Here is a 13,618-nt window from a genome sequence, read left to right on the forward strand (position 1 = left end):
AATTGAAAATATCTTACACTGGCTTTATCTCAAGTAAGGCTGGTATCGTATGCTCAATATTATTCAATCAAACCGTATGGAAGCCCTGCAAGCGCAGTTTCATCAGCTATTAAAAATAAACCCATTGCAAAGCCCATTTGATAAAGAAGTGGTGTTAGTGCAATCGCCGGGTATGTCGCAGTGGCTTAAAATCGGTTTAAGTGAAAATTTAGGCGTAGCTGCACAGGTAGACTTTCCGCTGCCGTCGAGTTTTATTTGGCAGTTGTATCAGCAATTACTGCCAAACGTGCCTAAAGAGTCGGCCTTTAACAAACCTAACCTTGCTTGGAAATTATTTGCCATTTTACCCCAGTGCATAAATGAGCCGCTGTACTTACCGCTTAAAACCTATTTAGAGGGCGATATTGACGGCCAAAAAACCTTTGCTCTATGTGAAAAAATAGCCGATGTGTACGACCAATATTTGATGTACCGCCCCCATTGGATAGCCAGTTGGGATAGTGGCACCGATGAGCTTGATGATGTTGATATAACGATTGCGCCTTGGCAACCCGATTTATGGCGTCGTATCGTCAAATTAAGCAAGCAGCTGGGGCAAAGCCAATTTCACCGTGCCAATATGCAAGGGCAGTTACTCAGTGCACTTGAGAGCATGGATAGCAGCTTATTACCAAAACGCATTAGCTTATTTGGCATATCTGCCATTGCTAGCTCGCAGCTTGAGGTGTTTGAAGCCTTAAGTAAAAAAACTGAAGTGTTTTTGTTCTTTTTTAACCCTAGCGAGCATTACTGGGGCGATATCATTGATGAAAAAACAGCCGCTAAAATCACCGCTAAATATGCCAAAATGCCGCTGCTGGAAGCGCAGCAAAAAAAGCACACCAATCCCGATGAGGAATACTATTTTATTGGTAATCCGCTGTTATCGTCGTGGGGTAAACTCGGCCGCGATTATTTTGAGCAACTAGTGCAGCTTGATGCCCGCTGGATTGATGGCTTTATAGATGTATTTGACGACAGCTTACTTGGCCAAGTGCAAAGTGAAATTTACCAACTTGCCTTTAAAGGTGAGTCGCTCACCGATAACAAAGAATGGTTTATAAACGATGAGGGCAAGCTGCCAATAACTGCAAACGATGCAAGTATTACACTTAGTGATTGCCATACACCGCTTCGAGAAGTAGAGCGTTTACACGATTACTTACTTAATTTGTTTAATCAAAACTCAGCGCTTACCCCGAAAGACATCATCGTGATGATGCCCGATGTTGGCACCTACAGCCCTTATATTGAAGCAGTTTTTGGTGGTGCACAGGGCAGCCGATTTATACCTTATGCGCTAGCTGATTTAGCCATAGAGCAAGAAAAACCTGTACTGAGTTCGTTTGCCAGTTTGGCTAACTTACCGTTTTCGCGCTTCGGCGTGTCGGATATTCTCGATTTATTACAGGTTACCCAAATTGCTGAAAAATTTGGTTTAGAAGCACATGAATATGAGCAAATTCAGTATTGGTTGGAGCGTGTTGGCGTTAAATGGGGCGTAAACGCTGAACATAAAAGTAGCTTTGACTTACCCGCAATTGAGCTTAACACTTGGCAGCATGGCTTAAACCGTTTACTACTGGGTATTGCCATGCGCGATGAACAGTGCCCATTTAATGGTATTTACAGTGCCGATGAGGTTGAGGGCATGGCGCTCGATACACTCAATAAGCTGGTACACTTTATTGATGTGCTGCAAGACTTTAAAGCTAAGCTCACCCCCGATGACACACTCACCAATAAAGCCCAAATTTTAAATGAGCTGCTCAATACTATTTATGAGAGCGAAAGTGACGACAGTTGGGATTTATTAGTGCTGCAAAAAGTACTCGAAGATATTGGTAAGCACCACGATAACGGTGATTACAGTGAGGCCGTGTCGCAGCGCATTGTTAGCTATTTAATTAAACAAGGCATACAAGAAAAAGGTGTCGGCCAACGTTTTTTAGTGGGGCAAGTGAATTTTTGTACGTTAATGCCAATGCGCGCCGTGCCGTTTAAGGTAGTGTGTATGTTAGGCTTGAACGATGCCGATTACCCACGTACCGTGCAGCCTATCGGTTTTGACTTAGTACCTTACTCTAAAAAGCAAAAAGGTGATCGTTCACGAAAACTCGATGACCGTTACCTCTTTTTAGAAGCACTTCTCAGTGCCCGAGATAATTTATATATGAGCTACATTGGTCGCTCATGTTTTGACAACCAGCCGCGCATGCCATCAACGCTTGTCAGTGAATTGTTAGAATACATAGGTCGCAGCTTCAAACTTAGCGAACCCAGTGATAAATCCTTGCCAGATTGTCTTATTAGCCAACAACATTTACAACCTTTTAATAGTCAGTATTATCTGCCAGCTAGCGCTGAACAGGCAGGGCTTAACAACCACAGCTATAACCCAATTTGGCTGCCTAGCGAGGCCATTGAGCCAAAAGCAATTACTACGCTTGATGTAACGCCTCCAGAGCTACTTGATCTTGATGTGTTTATTCGCAGTGTGTGCCATGCCCAAGAGAGCTTTTATCAGCAAAGCTTAGGGTTACGTTTGCCGCAATTTAACGATATAGCCAAAGATGAAGAACCGTTTAGCTTAGATGCGCTACGCCGTTATTTTTACCTTGATGAAATACTTGAAGCTAATATTAACGATATCCCACTAAGTACCGAACAAATACTGCAGCGCGGTGAGTTGCCGCAAGCTCATGTTGGTAGCTTAATTTATGAAAGCATGCAACATCGCGTTGATGCGCTTGCAGGGCAAGTAAAACAACAAATAAAAGCGGGTAAAAGCGAACCGATAGAAGTATTACTGTCACTTGAAAACACCACCATTGAAGGCTGGTTAAACCATGTGTATATGCAAAAACAAGTGTTTTATCGCAGTGCTAGTATTAAAGCTAAAGATTTAATTAAAGGCTTTATTTATCATCTTGCTGCACAAAGCATGCAACAAGAGGTTGAAACTTTATTACTGGGTTTAGATAAACAAATTAGCTTTGCCCCAATGAGTAAAGCCGATGCCGATTTACTGCTCGCAGATTGGTTTGAGCTTTATAAAGCATTACGCAACAAGCCCGTGGCGTTTTTTCCGGTAAGTGGTTATGAATACGTAAAAAGCGGTGGTGATATGGCAAAAGCCAACAGTAAATTTAGTCCACAGTATATTGGCCGAGGTGAAGGAGAAAACCCTTATATTCGTTTAACGGTGCAATCACTTAATGACTGCCAAGACGAATTTATACATTGGAGCGATAAGCTACTCGCCCCATTATTCGAGCACGCCAAGGAGAGTGACTATGCAAGCGCTTAATCCACTCACTATGCCATTATCAGGACAAAGCTTAATTGAAGCCAGTGCAGGCACAGGTAAAACCTACACGATCACGGGTTTGTATTTGCGTTATTTATTGGGTATGCAAATATCCGGTGAGCTAAATACGCCATTGAGTGTTGAGCAAATTTTGGTAGTCACCTTTACCGATGCCGCCACGCAAGAAATTAAAGACCGTGTTCGTAGCCGTATTATTGCTGCGCGTGATGCGTTACTGGGGCAAGTACCCAATGATGAGCTAATTGAGGATGTAATAGCGGGCGTTGATGACAAGCACCGTGCATTTGACTTACTCGATGCCGCAGCTAAATCAATGGACGAAGCAGCTATTTTTACCATTCATGGTTTTTGTCAGCGAATGCTAAAGCAGCATGCGTTTGAATCCGGTGTGGCATTTAACTTAGAGTTCATTTTAGATGAGCGCGATATTCTGCTTGAAACCATAAAAGACTTTTGGCGCGCGTTTGTATACCCACTTAGTAAAGAAAAAACAGATGCGATTTTAGCGGTATTTGCCGCGCCCGAATCACTATTTAGTCATGTAAGTAGTATTTTAAATAAGGCGAACGCAGAGATAACCCCGCAAGTTAGTTTAGATGCGGTATGGCAAGCGCGAGATGAATACTTGGCGCGTATTCCTGCCTTTAAAAAAGCGTGCCTAGAGCAAGAGTTTATTGGCGCTGTTAAAGCATCCGATTTAAGTGGTTCAAAAACACCTGGGCGAAAGGGCAGCCTTGCTGCACTTGAAGCATTTTGCTTAGGCAATGATGACTTTTTTGAATTTGGTACCAGTAAGTATTCGTTTGAGGTGTGGAGTAGCGAGAACTTAAGTAATGCCGCTAATTATAAAAAAAATGGCACATTACTGACTCATCCACTTATTAGCCAATTCGATGCCTTAGCCGCACTTAACAACACCATTAACCAAGGGTTAAAAATTGCGATAGTGCAATATGCGGCGAGCTGGGTAAAAGCGGCCATAGTTAAACGCAAACAAGAACAAAGCGTGATCACCCCTGACGATTTACTGACTAATTTACACAGTGCCTTAAAGAGTGAACAAGGTGATGTGCTCGCACAAAAAATAGCGCAGTTATTTCCGGTGGCAATGATAGATGAGTTTCAGGATACTGACCCGATTCAGTACGGGATTTTTAGTAAAATTTATGCTCAAAGCAATACCACTTTAGCTATGATAGGCGATCCCAAACAAGCAATTTATGGGTTTAGGGGCGCAGATATATTTACCTACATTGGCGCAAAAGAAGCGGTAGATGAGCCACAACAATTTACATTGGGCACTAACTTTCGCTCAAGCAGTGATATTGTAAATAGCATAAATAGCTTATTTAGCAAATACGAAAACAGCTTTATTTATAACGACGCCATTCCATTTAATAAAGTGAAAGCGAAAGGAAAAAAAGCAGATGAGTCGTTTTTAATTGACGGTAAACCTGCCACCGCGTTTGAGTTTAATGTGTTTGTAGATGAAGCCGGCGATGAAAAAAATAAGCCGACCAGTAAAGGCTTAGGGCAAGCTCATTTAGCCACCCATTTTACCAATAAAATTGTTACTTTACTTGAGCAGGCAAACCAAGGAATAGCCTGTATTGGCAGTACGCCGGTAAGCGCTGCTGATATTTGTATTTTGGTGCGCGACCGCGTTGAAGCACAAATAATGAAGCAAGCGCTGAGTAAAGCTAATATTGCCAGTGTGTATTTGTCGCGCGACAGTGTATTTAGCCAAGAGTTAAGTCATCACTTGCTCAATTTTTTAACGGCTTTGCATGGTCAGTACGATGAGGCGTTACTACGCGGTGTATTAGCTGGCCCGTTATTTTGTTTAAGCTATAACGATATTTTTGCTCTAGCCGATGATGAAAATAGCTGGCAAGAACACCTAAACTTTTTTGCTCAACTTAGCCATATTTGGCATAAGCAAGGGGCAATGGCAATGCTCGAACGCTTACTGAGTCACAATCAGCTCAGTGCCAAGTGGCAAGGCTTGGGCTATAACGTAGAGCGGTGGCTTACCGACTTTAGACATCTTGGCGAAATACTGCAGCAAAAACAAATAGAGCTTGAAGGGACACTTCGTTTATTACGTTGGTTTGCGCAAAAGGTGAGCCAGCAAGATGGCGAAACAGTGCAAGTTCGCTTAGAAAGTGATGCGAACTTAGTTAAAATTGTGACTATGCACGCTTCTAAAGGGCTTGAATACCCATTGGTATTTATGCCATTTGCCAGTGGTTATCGTGAAACTAAAGACGCGCTTTATCATCAAAATGGCAAGTTGATTTACGATTTAAGTAAAGACGAAGACGCCTTGCAAAAAGCCGAACAAGAACGTTTAGCAGAAGACTTACGTTTGCTTTATGTGGCACTGACCCGTGCAGTGCATTTTTGTTCGCTGGGCGTGTATAACATTTCTCAAGGGCAAAGTAGCCGTTTAGCAATTCAAAGTAGTGCGCTGGGGCATGTGTTATTCTCAGGATTAGAGATAAGCAGTAGCCAAGTATGGCGCACCCATTTAAGTGAATTTTGTGAGGCTAATCATGCTATGCAATACCAGCAATTTACCTCAGGCGAATTACATGAGCAGGGCATACTTCGGTTAAAAAATAGTGACACTAAACAGCACGATTTACTTATTAATACAGTAACTGCGCAGATTGAACGTGACTGGCGAGCAACTAGCTTTAGTGCCTTGAGCTTTAAAAAGCATGCTGACCAACTTGCTCCAGGGCGCAGCGATGAAGATCATCAAAGAGATGAGTTTGCCGTGCAGCAAGATGAACTTCCTTCACCGTATAGCTTTCCTAAGGGTGCAAAACCAGGGAGTTGTTTGCACGAAATATTTGAGCAGCTTGATTTTACCAGTCCGGTAAATCATCCCACGAATGCCGAGCAAAACTTAACGGCTGTGATTGAGCGTGCTTTTGAAAAGTACCATATCGATGAGCAATGGCAGCAAATTACCGAGCAATGGGTACTCGATGCACTTAATTGCCCGTTAAACAGCAAGAATAATTTAAGTTTGAGCCAATTAGCGCCAAGTGACTGTTTAGTAGAAATGGAGTTTAATTTACCGCTTAGCAGCCTCAGTGCCCCTAAGCTTAATGAAGTGTTAATTAAACATTTTGGTTTTAACCAAAGTAAACTTGAGTTTGCCCATGTTAAAGGGTTACTAAAAGGCTTTATTGATTTAATTTTTTGCTACCAAGGCAAGTATTATATTTTAGATTATAAATCGAATTATTTGGGCAGTACCGCTGCCGATTATGTGTCTGAGCAGCTAGAGCAAGCAATGACCAGTCACCAATATCATTTACAGTATTTAATTTATACCGTAGCGCTGCATCGCTTGCTTAAACAGCGAATTCCCGATTATTCAATAGAGGCGCATTTAGGCGGTGTTTATTATACTTTTTTACGCGGTATGCCAGCAGGTGAGGGAGTGTACTTTAAACAGCTAAGTCCAGATCAAGTCGTTATTTTAGATGGCTTGTTTAGCCAAGGAGCCATGCTATGAGTGATTTAAATCAACAACCGGGTTTGTTTGATGACTTAGATGATGCCCCTATAGACGAACCTGTGCTCACAACAGCACAGCCAACGATGCAGGGCAGCGAAAGTATTAAAGTCGTGCCGTTGCTAACGTATTTAACGGACGAACATAGAGTGCGTGTGGTTGATGTAAAACTGGCTGAATTACTCAGTGGCACAAACGCACAGCAAGGGTATGACGACCTCTTTTATATAATTTTAATGCTGTGTTTATCGCAACAAAGCCAGCATAGCTGTTTAACCCTAACAGAGGTTGATTGGACTAATCCGTTTAATTTACGTCAAAGCGACTTTACTAAACTAGAAGGCACGCAGCCTGACACTCTCAGCCCATTTAGTAATGACTTTACGACTGAGGCAGCAATACGTTATTTACTCTCACATCACAGTGTTGGGGAGCAAAAGCCGCTGCAATTGTTTAATCAACGATTATATTTTTCTCGTTTAGCAGGCTATGAACAAACCCTTGCCCAACGATTACTGACAATGAGCGAACGACAACTTAACCTTGATGATGCAGTACTTGCTCAGTTATTAACCCGCTACTTTCCTGATGATCCGAGTATTGACATTGATTGGCAAAAAGTAGCGTGTGCGATTGCCGCCACAAAAGGGTTTAGTGTGATCACGGGCGGGCCTGGCACCGGTAAAACCACCACGGTAACAAAGCTGTTAGCGATTTTACAATCGTTATATAAAGCGGCGCCATTGAGCATAAAATTAGTAGCACCCACAGGTAAAGCAGCGGCACGGCTAACAGAGTCAATTTTAGGGGCTAAAAATAAGCTTAGTGAAATACCGGCTGATATTAACGCGTTGATCCCGCAAAGTGCGCAAACCATTCATCGTCTGTTGGGAGTTAAGCCATTTACCAATAAATTCCGACACGATAAAAGCAATCCGTTGCATGTTGATGTATTGATTATTGATGAGGCCAGCATGGTCGACTTATCACTTATGGCTAAACTAATTGAGGCCTTGCCAGATCATGCTCGATTGATTTTACTTGGCGATAAAGACCAACTTGCTTCGGTTGATACTGGCAGTGTAATGAGTGATTTATGCCAAGGGTTAGTGCTTGGACAAACACCGCGTTATTCAAAAGTACGCTGTGAGCAATTGAACACGCTGTGCTTTAATGGCGCTGTTAAACTAAATGCGCAAAGTCAAAGTGAGTTTAAACTTGCGGATTGCATTGCCTTTTTACAACATAGCTATCGGTTTGATGCAAAAAGTGGCATAGGTCAATTGGCGCTGGCTGTAAATACCAACAACCGAGGAATATTAAATTACGTTGAACAACAAAGCAGCGAAGGGCATTTTAGCGATATTATTTTAGACTATGATTTTGTTTCCACACCGATTGAAAAGTTAGTAAATAGTGCCGCAAGTCATTATGCTAATTACCTAACCCTGATAGCGCAAGGTGCCAGTGTTGCGAAAGTGCATGCAGCTTTTGCCAGTTATCAGTTACTTGCTGCGGTACGTGAAGGCGATTATGGTGTTAATAGTTTAAACCAGCGTATTGAACGGGTATTACAGCAGCAAGGTTTAATTAGCGTTAATCCTAATCAGCGGCATTATATAGGGATGCCGATAATGGTTAGTCAAAACGACTACCAGCTAAAATTATTTAACGGTGATATAGGGATTTTAATGCCCGATGATAGCGGCCAACTCAAGGCACTGTTTATTGATGAGCAAGGGAATGAACGGGCATTTTCACCCGCACGGCTTCCGGTGCACGATAAAGTGTATGTAATGACCATTCATAAATCCCAAGGCTCAGAGTTTAGTTATACCGCGATGGTGTTACCACCGCTCAAGCAGGCGAGTATCGGTATTAATAGGCAATTAGTGTACACGGGAATTACCCGCGCAAAACAGACCTTTGAGCTGGTGGCAGATAAAAAAGTGCTGCAATTGGCCATGGGTAAAAGTGTATCACGGGCGTCAGGCTTGTATGAGCGATTAGTGTAAAGCCATACTTATACTAATCTCTTATTTTTGGGGTTCGTTTTCTAAATAGGTTGGGTTGCCAGCCAAAATGCAGTGCGCCCAATCTTAGAAAGACGGTTACCAATAATGAACCTATAATGCACCATAAATAAGGAGCTTCTAATAAAAATAGTGTGGCATAGGTTAAGCCTCCTGCAAAGCACGCGGTGGAGTATAGCTCTTCGCGCATCACCAGCGGTACTTCTCTACAGATCACATCACGTATTAAGCCGCCAAATATACCCGTCGTCATTCCCATTGTAAGCGCAACAACCATGGTTGTACCTTCAATTAATGCTTTTTCAATGCCGACCACATTAAAAATAGCCATACCGATGGCATCAACCAGTAACATGTAATAGTTAGACAGGTCGGGCAAGTGGCGAATAAACATAACGGTGACAAAAATAGCGCCATAGGTAGCGTATAAATAATCGGGGTTGGCTATCCAAAATACAGGTTGGTTAAGAAGAATATCTCTGAGCGTGCCACCACCTAACGCAGTGACTGAGCCAACAACCACAACACCAAATCCACCAATATCTTTGTCGTGGCCTAATAATGCACCTGAAATTGCAAAGAATGCCACGCCAATAAGGCTTAAAAAATTAAAATACTCTGCCGTCATTGAGGTGTCCTTACCAGATTGAGAATTTATATTAGACATTAAAAGATAAGCGATTGGGGATTTATATTAGCTGAATAACACTGTCTATAATACAAGGACAAGGTTATTAGCCCAGTGCTTGTTATGCTGGTTCTTATTGTAAGTAGTCAACGACCAGTTGAGATAATGATTCTACGCCAAGTTGTAATGCGCTTTCGTCAACATAAAACTGAGGTGAATGATTACTTGGTGCCGTTTTAGCGTTTTGATCTTTCGGAGTAATGCCTAAAAAGTAAAACAGCCCAGGGGTTTCTAGTGCATAATAGCTAAAGTCTTCTGCACCGGTAATTAAATCTGTGGTAATAATGTTGTCAGCACCAGCAATACGGGCAAGTGTAGGGGTCATTTTTTGGGTCAGTGCAACATTATTTACTGTTACAGGGTAGCCGTGATCTATATGCACATCAGCTTTAGCCCCCGCGGATTCGGCAACCAGCTCAGCGGTTTTAGCTAAACGTTTTTTAATATCGGCACGCATCGTTTGATCAAAGGTTCTAATTGTACCAATAAGCTCTACATTATCGGGGATAATATTTGAGCGTATGCCGCCGTTAATCGCGCCAAATGAAATAACAGAAGGCGCTTTAGTTACATCTACCTGGCGAGAGGCAATTGTTTGAGTTGCCATTATAATTTGTGATGAAGCAACAATGGGATCTACGCCATTCCAAGGGCGCGAGCCATGAGTTTGACGACCCGTTACGTTAATTGTGAAAGAGTCTTCACTGGCCATTAGAGGCCCTTCTCTAAAGCCAATTTGACCAGTATTAAGTGAGCTGGTGACATGCAAGCCAAACACCGCTTCAGGTTTTTGTTTAAATAAACCTTCTTTTAGCATTAGCTCTGCGCCTCCTTCTTCTCCTTCGGGGGCACCTTCTTCATCCGGTTGAAATACAAACAGTACGTCACCCGCTAACTGATCTTTAATTTTTACCAGTGACTCTGCTACGGCCATTAGAATAGCAACATGAGTGTCGTGCCCGCAGGCATGCATAACGCCTACTTCATTACCACGATAGGTTGAGGTTTGTTTAGAGGCAAAGGGTAAATCAACTTGTTCGGTAACGGGTAAAGCATCCATATCGGCACGAAGGGCGATTAAAGGGCCTTTTTACCACCGCTTAATTTAGCCACAACACCGGTATGCGCAACATCGGTTTGTACTTCAAGCCCCAGTGATTTTAAATGGTTAGTAATGTACTTAGCGGTTTCAAATTCGCGATTACTCAGCTCTGGATATTGATGCAAATGGCGACGCCATGTAATGACTTTTTCACTTACACTTTGTGTTGCTTGTTCAAGTTGGGTGTTAATACTACTAGCAAAACTAGGCGCTGAAATTGCAGTAAATAAAACACTGCTAAAAATTATTTTTTTTATCATTTTAATTCCTTGATTTTCATCGTGTGTAATTAACTTACGCTATTACATCAATAAAAAGTAGTGTTGTTTAATAGTTAACCACAGTTAAAAGAAAGTTTATTGATACTGCTTAAGAAGGGGATAAAGCTATTTTGTTTAACACAATAGTTTGGCGCTTTTGTCGTATTTTAACGCAAATATTTAGCTTTAACGGTGAAAATGATAACAAAATGTTGCATTTTTTAAATTTGTTCCCAATACTGGTCAATGCATTGCTTTTACCATGCACTGACAACATCGTGTAATAAGCTAAGCATAATAAAAATATTCAATCAGTTAAGGATTAATATGAACAACACACACACTTTTAAACGCGCGACTTTATTTGCAGCAGCAATAGGGCTCTTAATGAGTTTTTCTGCGCTTAGTAAAGAGTATAAAGTAGTTTTAATTCATGGTTTGCAAGTATCCCAGCTTACCAATAAAGCAGGTAGTGATGTAGTAAACGATGGCCAAAGCTATTGGCAGTCTTATTGGGTAAACCGTGCCGACGAGCGCATTGACTGGCCTGCGTATGAACGAATAGAAGGAAAAATTACTACAGATTGGGTATGGCCCAAGCTACAACAGATCTCTCGCTCAAATTTATGCGAGCCAGGCTGCGTGTTTGTAACCCACTCTACCGGTGACTTAGTTGCCCGATATATTATAGATAACCAAGAAAACTGGCTAGAAAACGCGGGTTTAAAACCGCTTAATATTATTGCTACCTTTGATTTAGCAGGTGCTGGTGGCGGTAGTGAATTAGCCGACTTAGCGGTGAGTGCGTTAACCGGCGCATCGTGGAATTTTGCTGTAGATGCTGCATTAACTTGGTGGCTAGGCAGTGAAATTAATGAGGCGGTTGGTGTATTACATGATTTAAAAGTTAATAATGCACGTAGAATCGCGCCATTACCTGATGCGCGCACACCGCGTTTACGTTTTGTGGCCGATGGTAATGCTTACTTAGGTTTAACGGCTGGCTTTTTGCGTGGTAACGATGATTCGGTAGTCGCTACTCACTCATCATGCGGTGCAAGCTCGGTAAGCTCATTTGGCAGTTGTAGCGCCAATATTGATACCAATGGGCGTTTAAAATCGCAAGGTGATGCTGTTAGTAGCTTCATGCCATACCATTATCCATTAATGATGACTAACAGTTACAGCCATAACGAAATTCAACAAGCGCAGCACCAAGGTAATGTAACGGTGGCAATGAATAATATTAGCGTGGCTGGCGATAAATTAGGATATGAAACTGTCGATGAAACTACCGGTAGTTGGTTTTGGAAAAAACAATACCGCTATGTGAAAGACTCTGATAATTTGAGTGCTTCAACGCTCATATATAATGTGATCCCATAAAGGTGATTGTGCGTGCGGCTTTATATGCTGCATGCTTTTGGTACCAATTAGCTTTATGCAGTTATTTATTTTTAGCCAAAAAAAGCTTAATGCAAATTGCATCAGCTTTACGTTCTAAAAGTGATTAACTGCTTGATGTTATAGGATAAATAACAATGAAAAAATCCTACGTTATTGTTTTAGTAATAATAGTTACCGGCTTGATGTGGTTTTTAGGTAAAGGCAATGCTAGTTATTCAGCTTCGCAAACAACAGCTAAAGAGCATAAAAAAACACCTGAATTTGTTGCTATGCCAGCAAAACCTAAGGTACTAGATATTAAACCGAGCATAAAAAACATGCCTAAAGAGCAGCATGAGTTTAATGAAGATATAGCTAAAGCAGCATCGGCAGTCGCGCAGCAATATCAGCAAAGCTTAGCATTTCCACCTTATTCGCAACCTTTAACGGTATATGATGAAGACCGGCTTAAGCCAAATCAGTTTTTTCCTGTTACTAGCCCTGTAGGAGAGCAAGGGGGGGAGTTAACCTTAAGTTTATCTCAATATCGCTATGTCTATCCGCAAGCAATTGAATTAACCATAAGCGCACAAAATTTAGGTAAAGCACAGGTAACACTCAGTGATACGGATACCAAACAGCCGTTAAAAACACATAGCGGTGTTGCTCGTGACAATAAGCTAGCAATTACGTTTAAAGGTGAGGAAGACTATCCTCGTAATTTACAATTATTAGTTGAAGCCGACATTGCAGGTAAAATGGTCCCTGTGGTGGCACAAATACAATATATGCCGCCTAGTGCAACCCTAACTAGCTTTGATAGCGCGTATCCACGTAATGATAATATGATAGTGCCTGCTAATTTAACGGTTATAAAAAGTGGCTTATATCGCTTAAGAGCTAACTTATACAGTGGTAGTTCGCCATTAGCGCATTTAGTTGCTAAAGCACGTTTAAATGAGGGCAGCGAAAAAATTGATTTTAAAGCGCATTGGTCTGTTTTGCCTAAGCAAACAAATGGCTTACGATTGAGTGACTTTGTTATTGAGCGTATGTCGCCAAGCCCAGGTGAGCGTAACAGCTTTGGGCAAAGTAAAGTGAGTGAGTTTACTATTGAAGATTTTGCTTACGATAGCTTACAGCAGCTACCTTATCAGGCGAATAAACAAGAATTGCAGAGTTTAGAGTTTTTACAAGGATTAGCTGCCGGTAAGTAGCAGCATAGAACAGAGTGAAGGGTTTGCATT

General features: G+C 41.7%; 6 protein-coding genes and 1 pseudogene. 5 read left to right on the forward strand and 2 right to left on the reverse strand.

Annotated elements, in window-relative coordinates:
* The first annotated feature begins 49 nt into the window (after positions 1-49).
* The 3 genes from recC to recD are packed head-to-tail and all read left to right on the forward strand — an operon-like array spanning position 50 to position 8,917.
* Positions 50-3,349, forward strand: coding sequence for an exodeoxyribonuclease V subunit gamma (recC, locus tag FHG08_RS09735; RefSeq protein WP_178955694.1), 3,300 nt, complete (start codon positions 50-52; stop codon positions 3,347-3,349).
* Entirely contained in the window at positions 3,336-6,902 is a 3,567-nt protein-coding gene (gene recB / locus FHG08_RS09740) for an exodeoxyribonuclease V subunit beta (RefSeq protein WP_178955695.1), read from the forward strand. The genes recC and recB overlap by 14 nt, the downstream gene beginning before the upstream one ends.
* Positions 6,899-8,917, forward strand: coding sequence for an exodeoxyribonuclease V subunit alpha (gene recD / locus FHG08_RS09745; protein ID WP_178955696.1), 2,019 nt, complete (start codon positions 6,899-6,901; stop codon positions 8,915-8,917). Before recB ends, recD begins: the two co-directional genes overlap by 4 nt.
* A 13-nt stretch (positions 8,918-8,930) precedes the next feature.
* Here recD and FHG08_RS09750 read toward each other — a convergent pair whose 3' ends face one another.
* Positions 8,931-9,563, reverse strand: a complete 633-nt coding sequence (locus FHG08_RS09750) for a trimeric intracellular cation channel family protein (protein WP_138609080.1) — start codon at positions 9,561-9,563, stop codon at positions 8,931-8,933.
* A gap of 133 nt (positions 9,564-9,696) precedes the next feature.
* Positions 9,697-10,985, reverse strand: a pseudogene (locus tag FHG08_RS09755) (amidohydrolase).
* Between the two features lie 327 nt (positions 10,986-11,312).
* Between FHG08_RS09755 and FHG08_RS09760 the strand changes: the two are divergent.
* Both FHG08_RS09760 and FHG08_RS09765 read left to right on the forward strand, forming a co-directional pair.
* The gene (locus FHG08_RS09760; RefSeq protein ID WP_178955698.1) at positions 11,313-12,371 is read left to right on the forward strand and encodes a hypothetical protein; all 1,059 of its coding nucleotides are present in this window, start codon (positions 11,313-11,315) and stop codon (positions 12,369-12,371) included.
* Positions 12,372-12,526: 155 nt separating this feature from the next.
* Positions 12,527-13,588, forward strand: a complete 1,062-nt coding sequence (locus FHG08_RS09765; protein WP_178955700.1) for a hypothetical protein — start codon at positions 12,527-12,529, stop codon at positions 13,586-13,588.
* The last annotated feature ends 30 nt before the right edge of the window (positions 13,589-13,618 follow it).

The organism is Pseudoalteromonas sp. Scap03, from assembly GCF_013393115.1.
In the GTDB taxonomy this organism is placed as follows: Bacteria; Pseudomonadota; Gammaproteobacteria; order Enterobacterales; family Alteromonadaceae; genus Pseudoalteromonas.